Source organism: Enterobacter sp. 4974935 (genome assembly GCF_058661735.1).
This window is the reverse complement of sequence record NZ_JBZWGT010000003.1, coordinates 1,930,773-1,950,268: the sequence shown is the minus strand read 5'-3', so window position 1 is coordinate 1,950,268 and position 19,496 is coordinate 1,930,773. Positions and strand designations below refer to the sequence as shown.

Annotated in this window: 24 protein-coding genes and 1 pseudogene; 6 read left to right on the top strand and 19 right to left on the bottom strand. The window is 49.3% G+C overall.

The features are described from left to right. Window positions 1-80: 80 nt before the first annotated feature. The 6 genes from AC4OVS_RS10510 to ttcA all read left to right on the top strand — a co-directional run bounded on the left by AC4OVS_RS10510 (window position 81) and on the right by ttcA (window position 4,252). Window positions 81-509 carry a regulator gene (locus tag AC4OVS_RS10510; protein WP_324286503.1) on the top strand — a complete coding sequence of 143 codons (429 nt, stop codon included), beginning with the start codon at window positions 81-83 and terminating at the stop codon, window positions 507-509. Window positions 510-773: 264 nt separating this feature from the next. Beyond that, window positions 774-992, top strand: a complete 219-nt coding sequence (locus tag AC4OVS_RS10505; protein ID WP_462825261.1) for a TraR/DksA family transcriptional regulator — start codon at window positions 774-776, stop codon at window positions 990-992. 178 nt (window positions 993-1,170) lie between these two features. Next, window positions 1,171-1,653 (top strand): hypothetical protein, encoded by a 483-nt coding sequence (locus tag AC4OVS_RS10500; RefSeq protein ID WP_324286504.1) that lies wholly within the window; start codon window positions 1,171-1,173, stop codon window positions 1,651-1,653. Between the two features lie 161 nt (window positions 1,654-1,814). Next, window positions 1,815-2,027 (top strand): excisionase family protein, encoded by a 213-nt coding sequence (xisR, locus tag AC4OVS_RS10495; protein WP_462825260.1) that lies wholly within the window; start codon window positions 1,815-1,817, stop codon window positions 2,025-2,027. A 1-nt stretch (window position 2,028) separates the two neighbouring features. Further along, a complete protein-coding gene (locus AC4OVS_RS10490; protein ID WP_491922382.1) occupies window positions 2,029-3,267 on the top strand; it encodes an Arm DNA-binding domain-containing protein in 1,239 nt (412 codons plus the stop codon). Between the two features lie 49 nt (window positions 3,268-3,316). Continuing rightward, window positions 3,317-4,252, top strand: coding sequence for a tRNA 2-thiocytidine(32) synthetase TtcA (ttcA, locus tag AC4OVS_RS10485; RefSeq protein ID WP_032609308.1), 936 nt, complete (start codon window positions 3,317-3,319; stop codon window positions 4,250-4,252). Between the two features lie 43 nt (window positions 4,253-4,295). Here ttcA and dbpA read toward each other — a convergent pair whose 3' ends face one another. The 19 genes and pseudogenes from dbpA to AC4OVS_RS10390 all read right to left on the bottom strand — a co-directional run bounded on the left by dbpA (window position 4,296) and on the right by AC4OVS_RS10390 (window position 19,466). Continuing rightward, the gene (dbpA, locus tag AC4OVS_RS10480) at window positions 4,296-5,669 is read right to left on the bottom strand and encodes an ATP-dependent RNA helicase DbpA (protein ID WP_491922381.1); all 1,374 of its coding nucleotides are present in this window, start codon (window positions 5,667-5,669) and stop codon (window positions 4,296-4,298) included. A 57-nt stretch (window positions 5,670-5,726) separates the two neighbouring features. Further along, window positions 5,727-5,879 (bottom strand): proline-rich small protein YnaL, encoded by a 153-nt coding sequence (gene ynaL, locus AC4OVS_RS10475; protein WP_154815129.1) that lies wholly within the window; start codon window positions 5,877-5,879, stop codon window positions 5,727-5,729. Between the two features lie 275 nt (window positions 5,880-6,154). After that, entirely contained in the window at window positions 6,155-7,138 is a 984-nt protein-coding gene (gene zntB / locus AC4OVS_RS10470; RefSeq protein ID WP_032624170.1) for a zinc transporter ZntB, read from the bottom strand. 90 nt (window positions 7,139-7,228) lie between these two features. Further along, entirely contained in the window at window positions 7,229-8,359 is a 1,131-nt protein-coding gene (locus tag AC4OVS_RS10465) for a methyl-accepting chemotaxis protein (protein WP_022648264.1), read from the bottom strand. A 316-nt stretch (window positions 8,360-8,675) separates the two neighbouring features. Beyond that, the gene (locus AC4OVS_RS10460; RefSeq protein WP_491922380.1) at window positions 8,676-9,164 is read right to left on the bottom strand and encodes a hypothetical protein; all 489 of its coding nucleotides are present in this window, start codon (window positions 9,162-9,164) and stop codon (window positions 8,676-8,678) included. A 25-nt stretch (window positions 9,165-9,189) separates the two neighbouring features. Continuing rightward, complete coding sequence (locus AC4OVS_RS10455; protein WP_491922379.1) at window positions 9,190-10,509, bottom strand: VasL domain-containing protein; 1,320 nt, start codon at window positions 10,507-10,509, stop codon at window positions 9,190-9,192. A gap of 23 nt (window positions 10,510-10,532) precedes the next feature. Further along, complete coding sequence (tssE, locus tag AC4OVS_RS10450; protein ID WP_058677800.1) at window positions 10,533-10,988, bottom strand: type VI secretion system baseplate subunit TssE; 456 nt, start codon at window positions 10,986-10,988, stop codon at window positions 10,533-10,535. Beyond that, window positions 10,988-11,533, bottom strand: a complete 546-nt coding sequence (tssJ, locus tag AC4OVS_RS10445; RefSeq protein ID WP_032624166.1) for a type VI secretion system lipoprotein TssJ — start codon at window positions 11,531-11,533, stop codon at window positions 10,988-10,990. The genes tssE and tssJ overlap by 1 nt, the downstream gene beginning before the upstream one ends. Further along, complete coding sequence (tssG, locus tag AC4OVS_RS10440; protein WP_491922378.1) at window positions 11,511-12,596, bottom strand: type VI secretion system baseplate subunit TssG; 1,086 nt, start codon at window positions 12,594-12,596, stop codon at window positions 11,511-11,513. The genes tssJ and tssG overlap by 23 nt, the downstream gene beginning before the upstream one ends. Continuing rightward, window positions 12,560-14,314 carry a type VI secretion system baseplate subunit TssF gene (gene tssF / locus AC4OVS_RS10435; protein WP_491922377.1) on the bottom strand — a complete coding sequence of 585 codons (1,755 nt, stop codon included), beginning with the start codon at window positions 14,312-14,314 and terminating at the stop codon, window positions 12,560-12,562. The genes tssG and tssF overlap by 37 nt, the downstream gene beginning before the upstream one ends. Window positions 14,315-14,414: 100 nt before the next feature. Then, window positions 14,415-14,651, bottom strand: a complete 237-nt coding sequence (locus AC4OVS_RS10430) for a hypothetical protein (RefSeq protein WP_491922376.1) — start codon at window positions 14,649-14,651, stop codon at window positions 14,415-14,417. Between the two features lie 85 nt (window positions 14,652-14,736). Beyond that, window positions 14,737-15,210: a hypothetical protein gene (locus AC4OVS_RS10425; RefSeq protein WP_275062221.1), complete on the bottom strand. Its 474-nt coding sequence runs from the start codon at window positions 15,208-15,210 to the stop codon at window positions 14,737-14,739. After that, entirely contained in the window at window positions 15,207-15,437 is a 231-nt protein-coding gene (locus tag AC4OVS_RS10420; protein WP_243452301.1) for a hypothetical protein, read from the bottom strand. The genes AC4OVS_RS10425 and AC4OVS_RS10420 overlap by 4 nt, the downstream gene beginning before the upstream one ends. A gap of 27 nt (window positions 15,438-15,464) precedes the next feature. Then, on the bottom strand, window positions 15,465-15,578 hold the full coding sequence (locus AC4OVS_RS10415) for a polymorphic toxin type 44 domain-containing protein (RefSeq protein WP_243452531.1): 114 nt from the start codon (window positions 15,576-15,578) through the stop codon (window positions 15,465-15,467). 267 nt (window positions 15,579-15,845) lie between these two features. Beyond that, window positions 15,846-16,316, bottom strand: a complete 471-nt coding sequence (gene tsiR, locus AC4OVS_RS10410; protein ID WP_491922375.1) for an immunity protein TsiR — start codon at window positions 16,314-16,316, stop codon at window positions 15,846-15,848. Window positions 16,317-16,318: 2 nt separating this feature from the next. Beyond that, window positions 16,319-17,413, bottom strand: coding sequence for a polymorphic toxin type 44 domain-containing protein (locus tag AC4OVS_RS10405; protein ID WP_275062223.1), 1,095 nt, complete (start codon window positions 17,411-17,413; stop codon window positions 16,319-16,321). 32 nt (window positions 17,414-17,445) lie between these two features. Beyond that, window positions 17,446-17,613, bottom strand: a pseudogene (locus AC4OVS_RS10400) (type VI secretion system protein TssA); the annotation flags it as partial. An 84-nt stretch (window positions 17,614-17,697) separates the two neighbouring features. Then, the gene (locus AC4OVS_RS10395) at window positions 17,698-18,189 is read right to left on the bottom strand and encodes a DUF1240 domain-containing protein (protein ID WP_491922374.1); all 492 of its coding nucleotides are present in this window, start codon (window positions 18,187-18,189) and stop codon (window positions 17,698-17,700) included. Continuing rightward, window positions 18,186-19,466 carry a PAAR domain-containing protein gene (locus AC4OVS_RS10390; protein WP_491922373.1) on the bottom strand — a complete coding sequence of 427 codons (1,281 nt, stop codon included), beginning with the start codon at window positions 19,464-19,466 and terminating at the stop codon, window positions 18,186-18,188. The genes AC4OVS_RS10395 and AC4OVS_RS10390 overlap by 4 nt, the downstream gene beginning before the upstream one ends. Between the last annotated feature and the right edge of the window lie 30 nt (window positions 19,467-19,496).

Sequence of the window (19,496 nt, the reverse complement as noted above, 5' to 3'; positions counted from 1 at the left end):
GACCGGGAAATCGAGTCTGAGGTTAAGAGCTTCCTTGCAGATCTGGCATCTGAAATTCAGAAAATCACAGAGCGTGCAGCATGAAACGCACACCCTTCTACCGCAGGCCCGGGCGCACCGGGCAATTCTCTGGCCTCCGTGAACGCGTTATCTGGATGATTCAGACGCGGGGCCGTCCGGTAACCGGCAGCGAAATTGCTGAGAAGTTTGGCGTAACGCTCATCGAGTTCAACCGGGTCGCCAATGGCATTACCTGCGGTACCGGGCAGATAGCGCAGATCGTTGAGTCGGAAAAATGGATCAACGAGGACGGCATCTGCGACCGGACTTTCAACCTGGTAACAAAACCAAAGGTCGTAACGCCGCAAGGTAAATCGCGCCTGTTCACCCAGCGCGCTATAGAGCAATCGCAGGAAGGCAGACGGCAGGAGTGCATTGCTCGCGCCGCCCGCCGTAGCCGCCTGATAGCTCAGGGCCTCTACATCGACGAAATGGAGTCCATCCTATGACTCACACTCACTACGACATCAGGGTTGGCACGCTGTGCCTTCCCTTCATTGGTAACGGCTGGGTGAAAACAAAAAAAACCTCACGCATAAGAGCAGGTCGAGGAACGAAGGTCCGCACTGAATGCCTCTGGATAAACCCAGCCGCTAAACAAAAACGGGAGCGCGCCGCATGATGGCACTAATCACCAGGGAGCTTAAGGCTCCTTTTTTATTGCTGGCGTTCACATTCAACCGAATTAACCGACATTTCCGGGAGCATTGACCATGGCCGACATCATCGATACCGCAGCAGAGATTGAAGAGTTTCAGCGTAACTCCGCCCTTTCCGCCCACCGCATCGACCGTAACGCCGTATCGGCTGAGCGTTGTGAAGAATGCGACGAACCAATTCCCGAACCTCGGCGCGCTGCCGTTCCCGGCTGCAAGACGTGCGCCGAGTGCCAGAATTTTATTGAGATTAAGAACAGGCAAAAAGGAGGATAACCCCACAAAAAAATTGCCTGCCATATTCATGAGTAATTTTCACTCGTTATATTTAGCGAGTATCAAAAACGTTAAAAATGGTGGAAGATTAAGTCTGTCATATCATAGTGGCTCAGCTCATTACCGAGTTGATGTGAACGGCCACCATTTAAGCAAAGATTTAACTTAAGGAGATGAAATGAGCTGGAGTCATAGTGACTATATTAATTTGATTGCATCAATAGGAGGTGTTGGTTCAGCAATTTTTGCTGCTTACACAGCCTTTCAGGCAAAAAGAACTATTGAATTAAGCACAAAAGAAAGCGAAAAATCACGAATACTGGACGAGCTATATAAACTTGCAGAATGGTGTAATAAATGTGTTGGTGAGGACTCTTATGTCATTGAGAAAAGCGAAAAGCTCATCGAACTCGCCACTGCTTGCTACTATGCCAAACAAGCCATCGCAAATTCGAATGTCACAGAAAGTGAAAAAGCATCTTTAAGAGAAGTCTTTACCCGCCAATTGCGTCCTTCAATTAATGGCGAAATAGGTTCAGCGCAAGCATTAAAAAAAATTAAAGAAGCATATGAACTTGACGTTCTCCGCGAAATGTATAGGGATGCTCAAGTATTTTTAAAAACCCATGAAAGAGAACCGTTGCCAGACAAACTTCCTTAAGGCCATTATTAGCCAGTAATTAACTATTTATAGGGTGCGAACGCACCGCTCAGTTATCCCTCTAGCCCGGCCCTGCGCCGGGCTTCTTTTTGCCTGATTTCGATTAATCAACACGACGCAACAGACGTGGGTATACTCACGCCGGTTGCCAGGAGTCATCTATGGCACAGGTCATTTTCAATGAAGAGTGGGTTGTTGGCGCAAGGCTCACAGAAAAAACAGGCCTGACCGAACGACAGATTGAGAAGTATCGCCAGGGCTGTTGGGTGGAAGGTATCCATTTTAAACGGGTTTCTCCTTCTGGAGAAAAAACCTTGCGTGGCACAACCTGGTATAACTATCCGAGAATTAATCAGTTAATAAGGGATGCGTAAGATGGCAGCTTTGCCTACAAGTGTCGAAATCAGAAACAATAAGATTTGTATCTGGTTTATGTACCGGGGAAAGCGTTGCCGCGAAATTCTCAAAGGTTGGATTAACACCCCGGCAAACATCAAAAAAGCCGGGAATCTTCGGGCTGTGATCGTTAGTGAGATCAACCTTGGAGAGTTTGATTACAACCAGCGTTTTCCTTCATCTTCCAGAGCAAAAAAAACCGTAACCACTGTTTCAGTTCAAACCTTTTCAGAGCTGTGTGAACTGTGGACGAGCATTAAAGAAACCGAAATTAGCGCGAACACGATGCGTAAGACGCGCTCACAACTCGGTACGTTAATGCACATCATCAACGGAGATACGCCTGTTTCAACTATACGCCACAGCGACATTCTGAAATACAGGAAGGAGCTGTTGAACGGTGAGACACTTTACCTGGCAAATCCCAGAAGCAATAAACAGGGACGCACTGTGCGTACCGTGAACAACTATATATCGCTACTGTGCTCCCTGCTTCGGTTTGCACACAAATCAGGCTTTATCAGTGGCAAACCCTTTGAAGGCATCAAGAAACTACACAAAGGGAAAGTAAAACCGGATCCTTTAACGAAGCAGGAGTTTAGTTTGCTTGCGGAATCCGAGCGTGGCCAAAGCCTGAATATGTGGACGTTCGCAGTATATACTGGCGTCCGTCATGGAGAGCTCGCAGCTCTTGCCTGGGAAGATATTGACTGGGAAAAAGGTACAGCCCATATAAAGCGAAATCTTAATGCGTTGGGCATGTTCGGCCCACCAAAAACCGAAGCAGGTAACCGGGTTATCACCCTATTAGAGCCGGCACTTGAAGCCTTGAAAGCACAGCGCAAGCTGACGGCACTACAGCCTAAAACCGAAATTGTCTTTAATCATCGCGAGTATGGCGCAGTGGAAAATCAAAGCCTGCGATTCGTTTTCATACCCCGGATGCGCAAAGGAGAGCAGAAAGCCTACTACTCTTTATCGTGCATCGGTGCGAGATACAACGCAGCTGTAAAACGTGCTGGTATTCGCCGCCGGAATCCGTACCATACGCGGCATACTTTTGCCTGCTGGCTTTTATCTGCCGGCGCTAACCCGTCTTTCATAGCCAGCCAGATGGGGCATGAAAACGCGCAAATGGTTTATGAAGTCTACGGTGCGTGGATTGAAGAAATGAATGGCGAACAGGTGCTGATGCTTAACGATAAGCTGGCACGCTGAAAAATTTTTGCCCCTATTATGCCCCTATTGGCTCCGAAGGTAGTAATAAATGCAAGAAAATCAATCAAATACAAAGAAAGAGCAATACAACCTGAATAAACTGCAAAAGCGACTGCGCCGTAACGTGGGCGAAGCCATTGCAGACTTCAACATGATTGAAGAAGGCGATCGCATCATGGTCTGCCTATCGGGCGGTAAAGACAGCTACACCATGCTGGAGATCCTGCGCAATCTACAGCAAAGCGCACCGGTGAACTTTTCCCTGGTCGCGGTTAACCTCGATCAGAAACAGCCAGGATTCCCGGAACATATCCTGCCGGAGTACCTTGAGAACCTGGGCGTTGAGTACAAAATCGTAGAAGAGAATACCTACGGCATTGTAAAAGAGAAGATCCCTGAGGGCAAAACGACCTGCTCGCTTTGCTCACGTTTGCGTCGCGGCATTCTGTACCGCACCGCAACCGAACTGGGCGCCACCAAGATTGCGCTTGGTCATCACCGGGACGACATTCTGCAAACGCTGTTTTTGAATATGTTTTACGGCGGCAAAATGAAGGGAATGCCACCGAAGCTGATGAGTGACGACGGCAAACACATCGTGATCCGCCCACTCGCCTACTGTCGCGAGAAAGACATTGAGCGTTTCTCTCAGGCCAAAGCCTTCCCTATCATTCCGTGCAATCTGTGCGGTTCACAGCCGAACCTGCAACGTCAGGTCATTGGCGACATGCTGCGTGACTGGGATAAACGCTATCCGGGTCGCATTGAAACCATGTTCAGCGCCATGCAGAACGTGGTGCCTTCGCACCTCGCCGATGTTGAACTGTTCGATTTCAAAGGGATTAACCACGGTTCAGAGGTGGTGAACGGCGGGGATCTGGCGTTTGACCGCGAAGAGATCCCGATGCAGCCTGCTGGCTGGCAGCCAGAGGAAGAGGATGCGCAATTCGATGAACTGCGCCTGAACGTGGTGGAAGTGAAATAACCTGACTGCGTCTCAGACAGTGCTTCTGAGACGCTTTTTTCCCTTACTTCAGCAGCCGAACGCGGCAGGTTTTCCCTTTAACCTTCCCGCCCTGCAACTGTTTCCAGGCCTTATGCGCAACCGACTGGCGAACCGCTACATAGACATGTGCAGGATGGACCGTGATCTTGCCAATATCTGCCCCGTCGAGACCAATATCCCCTGTTAACGCCCCCAGAACGTCACCGGGACGCATTTTGGCTTTTTTTCCGCCGTCGATGCACAGGGTGTCCATTTCCGCCGCCAGCGGAGCGATGCTGATATTACCGGGGGCATTCACCCAGTTGAGTTTCAGTTGCAGCATTTCCGCAAGAATATTAGCGCGCTGCGCCTCTTCAGGCGCGCAGAAGCTGATCGCGAGACCGCTGTTACCCGCACGCGCGGTACGCCCGATGCGGTGGACATGCACTTCCGGATCCCATGCCAGTTCGAAATTCACCACCAGTTCAAGCGATTTAATATCCAGGCCACGAGCCGCCACATCCGTTGCAACCAGCACGCGAGCGCTGCCGTTAGCGAAACGCACCAGCGTCTGATCGCGATCGCGCTGCTCCAGATCGCCATGCAGCGATAATGCGCTCTGTCCGGCATCATTCAGGGCATCGCACACCGCCTGACAATCTTTTTTGGTATTACAGAACACCACGCAGGACGCTGGCTGGTGTTGGCTAAGCAATTTTTGCAGCAGTGGAATTTTGCCCTGCTGCGACGTCTCGAAGAACTGCTGCTCAATCGCTGGTAACGCATCGACAGTATCGATTTCAATGGTCAGCGGGTTCTTCTGCACGCGCCCGCTGATCGCCGCAATCGCCTCTGGCCAGGTGGCAGAAAAAAGCAGCGTCTGACGTGTGGCGGGCGCAAAGCGGATCACGTCGTTAATCGCATCGCTGAAGCCCATATCCAGCATGCGGTCAGCTTCATCCATCACCAGCGTTTGCAGTGCATCGAGTGAAACGGTGCCTTTTTGCAGGTGATCGAGCAGACGGCCCGGCGTTGCCACAATGATATGCGGCGCGTGCTGAAGGGAATCGCGCTGCGCACCGAACGGTTGTCCGCCGCAGAGCGTTAAAATTTTAGTGTTAGGCAAAAAACGCGCCAGACGACGCAGCTCACCCGCGACCTGGTCGGCCAGCTCGCGCGTCGGGCAGAGTATCAGGGACTGGGTCTGAAACAGGGTTGCATCAATATGCTGCAACAGGCCGAGTCCAAATGCAGCCGTTTTTCCACTACCGGTTTTCGCCTGCACGCGCACATCCCGGCCTTCAAGGATAGCCGGCAGCGCGGCGGCCTGGACAGGGGTCATAGTGAGGTAACCCAACTCATTCAGGTTTGTCAGTTGGGCTTCAGGCAGAACGTTCAGCGTGGAAAAAGCGGTCACAATATACTCTCATGGTAATGATTGCAGTCAGATGGCGCGTATCCTCGCAGATCTCCGCTAACGATGCGACAATTTAATCGGTTCTTCGTCCGGTGGCGGATCCGGCATCGGCTGCGGACGCGGGATGGGATCGGGAATTGGGGTCGGATCGGTGGGCACCGGATCGGACTGCCATGTGTTCAGGCGTTGCAGGGCAAGTAGCATACTCATCTTTTCCTCCAGATTTGGGTGCTTACCCCTAAAGGGTAGACGCAGATAAAAAGGAGGCAAAAAAAAGCCGACTATGAAGTCGGCGTCGTACGAATCAATTGTGCTATGCAGTAATTCAAAAAAAGGAAGTAAGACAATATGGAGCGCAACGCCCATCGCTTGACGTTGCATTCACCTGCGGGAGTAATATTGCACCTAACATGGTCTAAGTTTATTGACTTCGCTCAATTAAAATGTCGTTTTGAAGCAGTCGCAGCATTAGAAAATGCGTAAATTTACAGCCATTTACTACGATGCAACCACCATGCAACACCCCCAATCAAAACCACTAACATGACGCAAAACGTGGTGAAGCCATAGTGATATTCACCGCCGGGGATCCCCCCAAGATTGACGCCAAACAACCCGGTTAAGAACGTACTTGGCAAAAAGACCATCGCCATCAGCGACATGGTATAGGTTCTCCTGGCTAATGACTCCTGCATTACCTGTGCTATCTCATCCGCCATGACCGCCGTTCTGGCGATACACGAATCAATTTCGTCCAGACCACGTCCCAGCCGGTCAGCAATATCCTGCATTCTGCGACGCTGATCGTCATTCATCCAGCTCATGCGTTCGCTGGCCAGTCTCGCATAGACGTCGCGCTGCGGGGTCATATAGCGGCGCATAACAATAAGCTGTTTTCGCAACAACGCCAGAAAACCACGTGGGGGAATTTGCTGATCGAGCAGGTTGTCTTCCAGATCGATGATTTTATCGTGGAGTTCTTCAATAAACTCGCTGGCATGATCGGTCAGCGCATCACATACATCCACCAGCCAGCTTCCGCAATCCGTAGGCCCCGTGCCCTCTTTCAGATCGTTAATGACATCATCCAGCGCCAGCACTTTTCGCTGACGGGTGGAAACAATCAATCGTTCATTCATGTAGACACGCATTGCCACCAGCTGATCCGGACGCTCATCCGTACTGCCGTTTATGCAACGCAGTGTTATTAACGTCCCCTCACCCATCCGGCTGACGCGAGGTCTGAGACTTTCTCCCGCCAGCGCATCCCGAACGTTGTTGGGCAATAGCGGCGTGGACGCGAGCCACTCGGCGCTGTCCGGGTGCGTGTAGTTGAGGTGCAGCCAGCATGGGTGTTCGTTGTCGATGTGATCCTGATCTTCAAGCGGCCTTGCGCCCCCGCGCCCATCAAGTACCCATGCAAAAACCGCGTCAGGTACGTTAACTTCAGACCCTTTAATGCTCTCCACAGCGCCTCCACCGATTTATCTCTTTCGGTGTCAGTCTAGCTTTCGTCGAGGGTTAAGCAATAATTATGTGAGGCATCATCCTGAATATGCTCAGGAATTCACCACCCATTCGCGGCTTATTAACGCATTATCAGCCTGGTACTCGTTCTTCAGACGGAAATTACGTGTTCGTGTCTGAAGTTCAATCACCTGATTGCGCAACACATCTGACGAGCCGTTGAGTTCTTCAACCATCGACACATTGCTCTGTGTTACGCGTTCCAGCTCTGACAATGCCAGCGTGATTTGTGAAATCCCTTTTTCTTGTTCCGATGTTGAGGCGGAAATTTCATCCATCAGTCGGCTCACGTTGCCCGAGCCGGTAACGATGTCGTGCATGTTTTTTTCAGCTTCAGAGACTACGTTAACGCCCTGCGTCACGTTGTGGCTGGTGACTTCAATCAATGACTTAATATTTTTTGCCGCTTCGGCGCTACGATGCGCCAGGCTTCTGACCTCACCGGCGACTACTGAAAATCCTTTACCATGGTCGCCCGCTCTTGCCGCTTCAACGGCAGCATTAAGCGCCAGTATATTGGTTTGGAAAGCGATACCGTCAATCAGCGAGATAATCTCTGTCATTTGCTGGGCGCAGTCGGTAATTGATTGCATATTGTTCGCGACCTGCCCCATTAACTCTCCGCCTTTACGCGCCTGCAACGTCGCGATATTCGCCTGTTCGCTGGCTAAACGGGTATTGTCGGCATTATTTTTTGTACTTGCAGCCATCTCTTCCATGCTGGCTGCCGTTTGCACCAGCGAAGCTGACTGCTGTTCTGTTTTAACGGAAAGCTGCGCGCTGCGTGAAGAAAGCTGATCTGACAGGGTCATCGCGGTTTGCGAGGAGGCGCGGATCTCACGGACCAGCGTTGCAATGTTGCTGGAGAGACTATTAATGCCCGGGATCAGTCGTCCCGCACAGTTGTTGCCGAATTCAGGGATCGACACGCCGAGATTGCCTGACGTCACTTCTTCAATACTTTTTTTCACAGTATTGATCGGCGTCACAAGATATTTTGTCATATACGCCCAGAGTAAAATTAAGGCGATACATTGTACGATAATGACTGCAATAAAAAGCGAAAAACTCCCTGAAAATAGCGCTATAACTCCATCACTTACCAAAAACACACATAAAAGGAAATAGACAATGAAGGTTCTGACACTAATATTTCTTAGCATAGTTTTTCCTACGACTTTATATTTTTGTGGGCTCTAAGGTTTATAGCATTGCCACAGTATTTTGTCCTCACGTTCGTCGTTGGTTTGTTGTTTTGCAGTTTGATTTGAGCAGTTTCGCTTAAGGCAGATAAAAAGCATGATATACGGTAAATATCCAGCTTGTAGTTTGGTTACCGCCCCCCCCTTAAATATTAGCGCTTACCTATTTAAGAAGGAGTACCGTAGGGCAACATTGTTTAGTCATGCTTAATAAGTTAACGTAGTTAATATATATATCAACTACGTTACCGTGACCTCCCACCAGGCAGGCTTACGTTCAGGCCAGACAGTCGACTGACTGGAAAAAATAGTCCTCCGTCATGAGAACATTCTCTTTCACACTTTGATGTCCGCGACGAATATACCAGCCTGTTTCAGGCGCCATGCTTAAATGGTATATCCTCTCCCCCGATATACTCCCGGGGGCATTAATGCACATTGTCATACACCCCTTCTCTGATCCCCTGATGATCTGTTCTGGCATAATGCTGACGCTGCGATCTCCATTTCGCAGAATGACAGTCGTGATGACATAACGACATATACTGCTACTGAGGCTGTAGCCGACCGTACTCAAATCGGTGATATGCTTTTGGGATAACAGGACTTCAATACCAGAACCCTCAAACCAAACAATAATTTGCTGTGCAAGATCATCCATCCGCTGACAAAAAGGCCTGACTTCGGCTTCAGCCGTATTAATATGAATCGGTTTATTTACGTTATTCTGCTGCACTTTCTTAAAAAAACGCTCTCTTGCTGACATGTTAACTCCGTGTTTTTCGCCAGTCTTATTGTTCTTTTTTGTGCTTCAGCAGGGCGTAGCTAACAATCAACTTCTGAAGATGTTGTTCGACCTTGTTTTGCTGCGCTGCTGACCGGGGTTGCCCGGCAGGTAGAGTGGAAAGCAGACGAAGCTGCTCCTCAAGCGGTAGGGTTTGGCTAAATGACTGCGACATGGCAAACACGTCTGATTTCAGTTCACTCACCGTTATGTACTTCCCTTTCTGTTCATCCAATGCGTTCAGCTTGTTTGTCAACTGCTGTAACTGCGCCATACCCTGATGCCATCCATTCAGATCTAAATCTGCTAGCGCAGCGATACTCATCTGTTTCTGCCAATGTTGCGCCAGGGGTTTGGCCTCTTCCGGCCACAGCGTCAGCGCCTGCTGCACCAGACGGTCGCCGAAGCTCACTGCCCAGTCTGGTTTCAACTGTAAAAGCTGCGCTAACAGCTGTTGTGTCTTGCCAATCCCCGGTTCCGGTGACGGTGACGTTTGTTGCAGCGCCTGCAACTGTGCTGTAGAAAGTCCTTCAGGTAAAGGAGTCAGGGACGCGGCCAGCTGTGTTTGCGCCGAATCCGGCGCATGCATCATCTGCCATCCCACTGCGACGATGCTCGCAGCCACCAGCATGGACAACATACCCGCAGCAAATGGTTTCCACTGCTTCACGGGCACAGGAGGCTCTTTATTCGGCAACGACTCGGGCTGAACCACATAAACCCATTTGCAACGCTCTGTCGGTTCTGTGAGGTGGAGTTCCGCGGCCCCTACCGCGTTACCCGGCAGACTCACGCCCGTATTTTCACTGTTTTCCAGACGCACTGCTGCGTTCTGCATCATCGTGCGCAGGACATCAAGCTGAGCAGCATGCTTAAGTTCGAGGCGCTGCAACATGTCACTCAGAGCGTTCAGATTCTCCTCAGCCTGATAAAGTTGTCCTAAATCGGCATACGTCAACGTCAGCGTTCTCACCACCTGTTGCAGGCGTTTGCTCAGTGCGCTGAGGATTTCAACTCGCGCATGGACAGGCTGTGGCCAGAGGCCACCCCACTGCCGGACGACCAGTGCAGCCATTAGCGCCAGCCCTTCATTCATGCCGTAGAGTCCGGCGAGATGCGTGCGGGCGAGCGTATACCAGGCAGCCGTTTGTAGCTCCACACCGTTATGCCCGAACAGTGACAGACAGAGCGTTTCCGCGTGTTGCCAGTTCACATCCGGGCGTGCCGGATGGGTGAGCTTGTTCATTTCTTCGCGCAAGGCAGCGTAATCCGCAAGCGTGCGCGGATCCCCGCCGGTTTTAAGTTGGCGTTCAGAATTTATTGTCATAACTGTTTTAACCTGAGTAATAACTAGATGGCGGCTCGTGCATCGAGGTATTGCTGTTGTTTCAGATGACGGATTAATACCCTGCCCTCGGGCATAAATTCCGTGCCGTAGCGCACCAGCCCCACCCCCTTCAGCTCCACGTCAATGGCGTAGCGAAGCTCACCGGCCTGAATCTGTTCCTGCATCACCACGTTAATTCGATTCAGGCGCGGCTCATATTTCAGCAACACGGCCGACAGTGTGGTGATCAGCTGATGGGCGGTTCCGGGCATCCCCTGGAGGATTTTTGTCATATCCGGCAGGCCGTAGTCTGGCAGGTGAGCCAGCGTACCAGCGCGGCAGTTGAGGATGCGCTGCATGTTATCGAGTACTGATAAAATCACCTGATTCTGTTCGCTGACCTGGTTGAGGTTCAGGCCACCTGAGAAATTGCCGCTCAGCATTTCATACAGCGATGGCGTATTATGTCCCTTTGGCATCAGTCATCCTTCAATGGCTGTAACGTCAGGTGGTTATTCCCGGCCTCCAGAATGCGCGGCTTATCCGGATCGAGATCTTCACGTTTTAGAACCTGCTTCCAGGTATTGTTGTCCAGGTCCGGGTGACGAAACAGGCCGACTACCGCGACAAACTGCGTTTCTTCTTCCATTGGCATATCAAGATTTGTATCACCACCCGGTTTTACGACCACATCTCGGGTCGCCAGCAGGTCGGCTTTCAGGATGGTTTCGCCATCTTTCAGGAGTTGCTGGTAAACCGTTTTATCGAAGATTTTACGGTCTTTCAGTTGATAGACGCGGACTACCACCGGCTCGGAGAGTGAGTTATTTTCGCGGGAATCGGTGTTTAACGCTTCACGCGCCGTGAAATCCAGGTGCAGCATCTTAATTTTTTTGTAGAACACGGAGTTAAATGCCGATTTGGTGCCATCAGTGATGCCCTGCGTCACCCCGCACCCCGTCAGGCTGAATGCCAGCAGAGCAGGCAGCAAGCTCGCATGTTTAATTGAACTTGTACGTAACACGTCGGTTTCCTTGTTGTGATATTGCCGGCTTCAGGCCGGTGTAATAGCCCAGTTCCGTCGTAAAGGTCGGTGGGATATCGTCTGTAAACTCCCCCTCATCAGCCCCCAGCACGCCGTTCATCCCGAGCCAGAAAGGGCCTTCACCAAGCGGCGGAACGGCAAGAAGTCGGGTCCGGGTGGTCAGGGTGAGTTTTGCCTTAAAACGCCAACCGAGCCAGACACGAATCATCACCATAAAGTCCTGATACAGCAGACCGTCCGGCTTCCAGCCCTGTACCTCCTGTTCATTATCCGTCCTAAGCGCAACCAGCAGTTGGCTACCCGCATCCATCGCTTCGTCACCCAGTGGTGTGTTGCCGTCCAACAGAAAATCGTCATCACCGTAAAAGCCCAGTGGCTGACCAATTTCCACCGGCCGCAGGCAGTACGGGCTAACCTTAACGGTGGTTTCCGGGGCCAGCAAAGTCACCAGCGCCTGCATCCCCTCCTGAGTTTTGCCCGGTTGCTGTAGGACACCCAGCAAAGCCAGAAAACGGGATACCGGTGTGGCAATGTGGTCTGCTGTGCCGGGAATACCCAGCCCCACCAGGCCCAGCAGTGACTGCGAGATGCTGTCTGTACCACCGGGTTCAAAGGTGGCAGGATAAGAGTATTTACGCCAGATACGGTAAAACTGCGTCAGAATGCGATGGCTGAAGATATCCAGAAAACCCTGTAGTGCATAATGCCCTTCCCGACGCTGAGCGATGTCATCGAGATACGCCGTCGGCAAGGGTGAGTCGACACCGTACATTCCCATAAAGGTCGTGCGGATGAGTGGTGGCCGGCTGTCATCCTCCTCATCATATTCCACGGCTTTCATCTCACTGGCCGGAAATCCCATCCCCGGATGTGGGGCAAAGCGTACCGGATCATCCCCCGGGTGACTGGTCGAGCCCATCAGCGGCCTGCCCGGGTTACGCTTCTCCAGTAACTGGCATAAACGGTAAAAGTTAATGCGATGCAGGTCGGCTTCCAGCCGTGGGCTCAGCCGGGAATACGGCGATTGTGCTTCTCTTCCCATTCCAGGCGCTCTCCGGTAGGTTGCAGGATGATAATCAGTCGGTTAAACAGATAAATGTCGGTGTAGAGCGCAAAGAAACGACTCAGCATCTCGCCAAACAGGCAGATGTCACCGCGCCCGGCAAAGCCATGGCTGTCCAGGGTCACCTCAATCTGCACGCCGCGCACCAGATAGCCCTGCTCAAAGCGTTCGGTTTCACTGTGCTTCACGTCAATGATGGCTTCCAGGCGGCGACGGTTCATCTCGCTGTCGGTCCATTCATACAGCGCCAGGGTACCGCGCAGCACGTCGGCATTATCCATCATCGACAGAAATCCGCTGCCAAGGTGACTCAGCACGCGCCAGTGGAAACGGTCCTGCGCCGGTGGGTAACAAGGTAGCGTCGGCGCGCACAGGTTGCGCACGGCAATGCTGACCGAAGTGGTTTTCATCACCGTATCAAGCACGGTGCTTTGCAGCGCACGTCGTGGCAGTTGACCGTTTGTGCCGGTGAGCGTCAGCGACAGGCTTTCGTCTTCCGGGACGGTATGATTATCAAATGCTTCGCCGCCAAGAATGAGCCAGGTGTTATGCAGGCCGGACGGACCGCGGCGCACGCGGGTGTGGTAGTAATATTCCGGGGCTTCATGACGCATCATTCCTCCCTTATGACGGAAGCTCGAAAACGGCACGTAGGTATGCTGACTCGACGACATCACCGAATCCACGGTATATATCTCGGTATGGCCATCCTGCACGCGCATCGGGCGCAGCATGTATTCGGTTTGCAGAGAATTGAGCGTCAGCGGATCGGATTCCAGCGGAAACAGGTTAATGACCGGCACGCAATTCAGGCGCAGGTGCTTTTCGGTAAAGCTGAAGTCATGCTCCCAGCGTTCCGCCAGCACCACGTCGATTTCAAACCAAGGAAGCTCAGAAGGAAAGATCACGGCCTCCAGCCCGCGCAGCCCCATGAACATAAATTTCTCGCGGAAGGTGAAGTACTCCAGCAGCAACTGGTAACCGCTGAAACTGCTGTCCCCCTTCGGCCACAGCCTGTCATCATCACCAAACCCCAGTGCGGTGAAATACCCGTCCATCGGCCTTCTGTCTACGTCACCTGGCATGCGCAGCCACAGACGCGCCGTATTGATGGTAAAAGCTTCATGCATAGCGCAGGCCAGCGGTGCGTCAGCATTGAAATAGAACGGGATCTGGCTGAGATCGACACGGCTCCAGTCAGCAAGATGGCTACAACTGAAGCGCAGGCTGATGACAGAGCGCCCGTCAGGATCAGTCGACAGGCGGGCATGCTCCAACGCCAGTGGCTGAAGGGTTATCTCTTTAGTTGTGGTGTAGCGACAACGCGTGCCTTTTTCACCGATCGGCCGCGAATTGACCTCGAAACCTCTGGCGATACGCATCGGTTCTTTCATCTCACGCCAGACAGGAGTGAACTCCACCACCGACATCGACGGAATGGTGCGCAGGTAATGCGGCCACAACAGGCTGACCAGCCCTTCGGTCAGTTCCGGCAGGTCGTCGTCAAGCTTCTCGCGCAGACGGCCCATCAGGAAGGCAAAACCTTCGAACAGGCGCTCCACGTACGGGTCGCGCGCGCCCGCCTTATCGAGATTGAGCATTGCTGCCTGCTCAGGGTGAGCGCGGGCAAATTCTTCGCCGGCTTCCAGCAGGTAGCGCATTTCAGCGTCGTAATAACGCAGGGTTAAATCATCCATAGATAACCAATATGATTGAGTGTTTGATTGTATTCAGGGATAAAGCGAAGCCATGACAATCTGCAACTTATTGAGAGGGCACCAACTAATTTTTCCTGCTTCATCGCTTAAAAACCAGAAGAAAGACAGTATAAATAACAACAAAAGTAATATTCAATGCACCATAGAATAACCAGGCAATGGAGTAGGTTTCGTCAACCAGATAATCCAGCTGCGTTCCGATTAACGCGGGTTCATACGTATATTTGATATCCATAAATGAAAGGGAGAGAATTGTTGTACTGACCAGTAAAAATAAAGCTACAGGTGCACAAACAAGCAACAGACGCTTAATCATTCTCAACTCCACGGGGTTGGCTTTCAGGATTATCAGTGATTCAGTACTATATTTCGTGATTTCAAACGTAATCTCATACAACCTGTTATTCCCTTGCCTCTTTGCCAATTAATGATTTATTTTTTGGCGATATATTTATTTTATTAAAACATAGAATGCTCTTCAGTGGCTTAATCGTTTCCCTCGCTAGTCCAATGTACACATTGTATGAACAATAACCAACATTTTTGGTAATATCAAAAATCGCCCCGCCGCTCACATTAGTTAATGAATCCGTCTGGCTACTGGTCTTCCACCCAAGATATAACTGACCATTGTTTAAATTAACATCCTGCCATGAAAGGATGATTTTCTCATGTTCATCGTTATTTATCACAATAGGCCTCATGGAACTCTCAGCCTGTTCAATATCAGGTTCAATATTTTTCACTCCTGTGCTTTTATATAAATAAATAACGCCGCCTGATTTATTATATATACTTACGGAAGGTTTTAGATGATAAGTGAACATCCAAAATAAACTCAACACAAAAAGAATAATAACAGTATTTTTTATCATTGAAACTCCGCAGGCATATTTATGTGCTTGAGATTCTTTTCATTCCAGCACCAATGGTCGGTTCTGGATTCGGAAAAACCTTTCGTTGATGTATTTACGAGCGCATCAAGAATATGCTGAGAAGTAAGCTTTTCGGCATACTTACCAAAACGATGGTATAACTCAAAACCAATCTTCATACTTGTAATATCATCCAGGGTATCATCACCCATTGCACCCGGGGTCATATTTTACTTCCATATAGAGCCTTTCAATTATAGCTCCTCAGAAAACCCAACACTTAGCCCAATATATCCATAATGGATATTTGACCAGACATCAAGGTAAAAATCATACTCTTTATATTTATAATAATAACTTTCTGACATTTGCATTATTTAAATCAAGATCATGCCATGAAAGGATGATTTGCTCATGCTCATCGTTACTTATCACAACAGGTCTCATTGAAATCTCAGCCTGCTCACGTTGAGCGAGGGCAAAAATCTTCGCCAGCTTCCAGCAGGTAGCGCATTTCAGTATCGTAATAACGCAGAGTTAGATTAACTATATATTTATACAGATTTTTTATTATTTATTAAACCCTGGGCATTTTGACTTTCCATATTCATTTCCAATGAAAAATAGATTGTGGGTCAATATTTGTACTTGAATGCTTTTATTTTTTTAAAACACAAATTTCCAGGATCATCCTCTAGAATCTCATTATTAAATCCATCGTTTATTTTAATCGACACAGAACACGCACCTGCTGTTGAGGAAAGAATGAAATTCTGACCTCCACCACCAACTGAATCATATTCGTATTGGCCACCGATCCTCCAACCAATATCGATTGCTGCATCTCTTCTAATCAGAGATATAAATGAAGCAGTAAATTCGCTTTTCTCTCCTGGAGCTATGACGTCAGGTTTTGACCTTACAATTCGCTCAACTTCTTCAGGCTCGGGGTCGACGCCGTAGATGCTCTCACCAGCATATATGAAAAGAGGTTTGTTAGTATTATTTGTAATAGTAACGAAAGGTCGCACCGGGAATATGTGAACAATTAGCACCAACAGTCCCGAAAAGAATACAATGTAACCCAGAATTATTTTCATTTTCATAATCATTCCTCAATCTTATCTGGATTATCTGTATTCCAGCACCAGTGTTTTTCTTTTGAGTGCGGTAGTAGCACATTAGGTGTTTGCTCAAGCGCGTCAAGTATATTAATCACAGCCAAACTGTCTGCATATTTCCCGTGTTGATGGAATAGAGCAAAACCGATCTTCATGCTCGTAACGTCGTCCACCGTATCGTCACCAATCGCTCCAGGTGTCATGTTTTGTTCCCAGGTAGAACCCTTTAAGAGCAATGATTCTGAAAAACCGACACTAAGGCCAACGTAGCCATAATGTATGTTTGACCAAACATCATAAAAGTAATCATGCTGTTTGAACTTGTGGTAATAAGACCTTGACGGTTTCCCTTTTCTGGGTAATGGTCGCGCAACTGCAACCGACGAAAATCTATCGCGAATCTTCGGTTTGTGATCCCAAGTAGAACCCGTTTTCACGGTCTGATACCAGACAGCCATTGCAGCAGGCAAATCCGGTTTTGGAAATGTGCGCAACTTTGCATAAAAAGGGAGTTTATTCCACTCGGCACGCCTTTGTTTTAAAGTATCCTCGTCGATTAAATATCTGATTGTTTCTGCAGTCTGGCTTCTGACATTTGTCTTAATTTCTTTGAGTATGTAGTCTGCAACCTTTATCGCGCCATCAGTATGCTGACAATGCGGTTGATTCTTAAGATCCGACGACTGCCCGGCAGTCGTTACTGGTGGAGTAGTTGCCGGTGAAGTAGCTGTAGATGTGGCTGTAGGTGTGGCTGTAGGTGTGGCTGCCGTTGCCCCCCCTGCAGAATTAGCACTCCCTCCACTCTTCTCGTACGTATCCTCCAGCATCGACGGAATAAACTTTGCCCTGCAGGGACATGAGCTGAAGCTGTCGAGAGTCCCGGCCATTCGCCTGCCATGAATGATATCGTTGTCGATGCCTCCGGCTACCTTGTAAATCCCCGGAAATTTACCGCAGGTCACGCCGTCCTGTTCCCGGGCAACCGGTTTACCAAACAGAGTGTGATCTTCTGCGCCCGTGATAATTCTTCCGCCGCAGGTCGTTTTGTCGCCCTGCACCAGATAAAAGCCTTTTGCTGGCATACATTTTTCCTTTTCGCTGAATTCAGTCCTGGTTATCCGCAAAGCACCGCACTGCCCGCCGGGTCAAGCGCAATCAGACCCGCCAGAAGCTGGTTCATCTCTGGCTGTCACCGCAGTTTATCGGTTTCACTACGAGCGGCTTTCATGCGCAGCATCCTGAGGCAGCGCGATTTCACTTCAAACAACAATGCTTGCGTCCACTATGAACAATAGTTTATTAATATTATCTGTGATGCCTGACCAGTAAAAATGAAGCTACAGGCGCCAAAAAAAGCAACAGATACTTAATCATTCTCAACGTCCTGTGACTGGCTGAATGTAGTGGAAGCATAACTGCTCGCTCCTTTTCCGGCGAGCCTACTTCCTCCACATACTGATGGTGGGAGTAGGTATTCGGTGGCCATTCCCGGCATCCATCCATCAGGGCGGCCGACGCACTTCACATAGCCTTTACTCTCAAGAATCGAAGTATACGCAAAGGAAAAGATGACGGAACTTATGATAAAAACACCAACCAGACCTATAAATACCCTGTTTGTTTTTTTGCATTTGATAATTGCCTGCTCTTCTCCGTGCCTCATTGCCAAATACCAGTATATGCATGGGAAGAGAAGAATTATCGGAATCATTAGCAGAGCGGAAACAATCGGTGAAAACACTATATCATTTCCAAATTCAAATAGCTCACTAAATGCATCATTTGCAAACCACAGGGAACCTAATGATGAAACACACCAAATAATAACATTTCCAAAAAACCTGCGTTTCGCACTCATAAGTCAATTACCTGCGGCGCCAGATCGCCAATAAATTTTTTAATATATTGCTTTATTTCGGATTCTATTACTTGCCGCCCTTTTCTTAGCTTTCCATCTATATACATGGCTCCCAAATCAAGTAAATCATTTGAGATTCCCCTGGATCTTTCAACAAACTCTTGCTGTGCAGATTCGATGTAAGGTGCCATGAACTCAACCAGATTATCCGTAATATGATATTTCCTGTCCAGAGTGTTTAACACCCAAGCTAAACCAGCTCCAAAAACAAGAACAACAGCGATATTCAGGACTATATACGCAGACATTGTATATAATCCAACAGCATAAAGCGCTGCTGAAGTAATTCCTACTTTGACGATATCGGTAGTAAGCGTGCCCAGGAATTTTGCGAGTGTTGTTTCATCATTCAATATAAAATCAATTGTATCTATAACCGACACATATATAAAACCGAGAATCGCACCTTGAATGATGGATTTCTTTAATCCAAATTTCCCTATTCCAGCCTCGATGATTTTGGGGTTCATCTCTGCAAAGACAGGGGCATTGAGCGTTTTCCTGATTGCGGCATAACCACTAATTTTTATCAGGCGTGTTCCTTTGTGGTTAATAAACACCGTTGCGGTTATACCGATGCTTCCCAGTTTGTAAATCATCGCTGAAGCACTGGCTGCATCATCGATATTCGTTGCATATGTTTTGACAGTATTACCAACGGGATTTGTCACGGCATCTTTCCATGTTTTTTTTACAAAATCCCAGCCGTCAATAATCCGTTGACATTCCTCCACCGTCAGTAAGAGGAAATCATGTCTGTTAGCACTGAGCATCCCTCGAACGTTGTCATCCGGTACGGTATGAGTGTTGATTAACACAGGATATCCCGGCGCTAACATTGTATCAGTCTGTGAGCCAGCCAGAAACGCCTGAGAAACCGCATTCGCCAGAGATGTCTTTCCAGATTCTTCTGCTGCTGAAATTGCTCCGGCTGAACTCTTTTCGTATGTATCATCCCATATCGAGGGAATAAACTTTGCCTTACAGGGACATGAACTGTAGCTGTCGAGAGTGCCGGCCATTCGCCAGCCATGAATGATATCGTTGTCGATGCCTCCGGCTACCTTGTAAATCCCCGGAAATTTACCGCAGGTCACGCCGTCCTGTTCCCGGGCAACCGGTTTACCAAACAGAGTGTGATCTTCTGCGCCCGTGATAATTCTTCCGCCGCAGGTCGTTTTGTCGCCCTGCACCAGATAAAAGCCTTTTGCTGGCATACATTTTTCCTTTTCGCTGAATTCAGTCCT

Bases quoted from the DNA above. Each gene is read 5' to 3' on its own strand.
- AC4OVS_RS10430 (WP_491922376.1), bottom strand. From the start codon at position 14,651: ATGATTAAGCGTCTGTTGCTTGTTTGTGCACCTGTAGCTTTATTTTTA.
- AC4OVS_RS10390 (WP_491922373.1), bottom strand. From the start codon at position 19,466: ATGCCAGCAAAAGGCTTTTATCTGGTGCAGGGCGACAAAACGACCTGC.
- tsiR (WP_491922375.1), bottom strand. From the start codon at position 16,316: ATGAAAATGAAAATAATTCTGGGTTACATTGTATTCTTTTCGGGACTG.
- AC4OVS_RS10425 (WP_275062221.1), bottom strand. From the start codon at position 15,210: ATGATAAAAAATACTGTTATTATTCTTTTTGTGTTGAGTTTATTTTGG.
- ttcA (WP_032609308.1), top strand. From the start codon at position 3,317: ATGCAAGAAAATCAATCAAATACAAAGAAAGAGCAATACAACCTGAAT.
- AC4OVS_RS10510 (WP_324286503.1), top strand. From the start codon at position 81: ATGAAACGCACACCCTTCTACCGCAGGCCCGGGCGCACCGGGCAATTC.
- tssF (WP_491922377.1), bottom strand. From the start codon at position 14,314: ATGGATGATTTAACCCTGCGTTATTACGACGCTGAAATGCGCTACCTG.
- AC4OVS_RS10405 (WP_275062223.1), bottom strand. From the start codon at position 17,413: ATGCCAGCAAAAGGCTTTTATCTGGTGCAGGGCGACAAAACGACCTGC.
- AC4OVS_RS10455 (WP_491922379.1), bottom strand. From the start codon at position 10,509: ATGACAATAAATTCTGAACGCCAACTTAAAACCGGCGGGGATCCGCGC.
- AC4OVS_RS10460 (WP_491922380.1), bottom strand. From the start codon at position 9,164: ATGTCAGCAAGAGAGCGTTTTTTTAAGAAAGTGCAGCAGAATAACGTA.
- AC4OVS_RS10465 (WP_022648264.1), bottom strand. From the start codon at position 8,359: ATGCTAAGAAATATTAGTGTCAGAACCTTCATTGTCTATTTCCTTTTA.
- tssE (WP_058677800.1), bottom strand. From the start codon at position 10,988: ATGCCAAAGGGACATAATACGCCATCGCTGTATGAAATGCTGAGCGGC.
- ynaL (WP_154815129.1), bottom strand. From the start codon at position 5,879: ATGAGTATGCTACTTGCCCTGCAACGCCTGAACACATGGCAGTCCGAT.
- AC4OVS_RS10415 (WP_243452531.1), bottom strand. From the start codon at position 15,578: ATGTCAGAAAGTTATTATTATAAATATAAAGAGTATGATTTTTACCTT.
- xisR (WP_462825260.1), top strand. From the start codon at position 1,815: ATGGCACAGGTCATTTTCAATGAAGAGTGGGTTGTTGGCGCAAGGCTC.
- AC4OVS_RS10420 (WP_243452301.1), bottom strand. From the start codon at position 15,437: ATGACCCCGGGTGCAATGGGTGATGATACCCTGGATGATATTACAAGT.
- AC4OVS_RS10500 (WP_324286504.1), top strand. From the start codon at position 1,171: ATGAGCTGGAGTCATAGTGACTATATTAATTTGATTGCATCAATAGGA.
- AC4OVS_RS10505 (WP_462825261.1), top strand. From the start codon at position 774: ATGGCCGACATCATCGATACCGCAGCAGAGATTGAAGAGTTTCAGCGT.
- tssG (WP_491922378.1), bottom strand. From the start codon at position 12,596: ATGGGAAGAGAAGCACAATCGCCGTATTCCCGGCTGAGCCCACGGCTG.
- AC4OVS_RS10395 (WP_491922374.1), bottom strand. From the start codon at position 18,189: ATGAGTGCGAAACGCAGGTTTTTTGGAAATGTTATTATTTGGTGTGTT.
- AC4OVS_RS10490 (WP_491922382.1), top strand. From the start codon at position 2,029: ATGGCAGCTTTGCCTACAAGTGTCGAAATCAGAAACAATAAGATTTGT.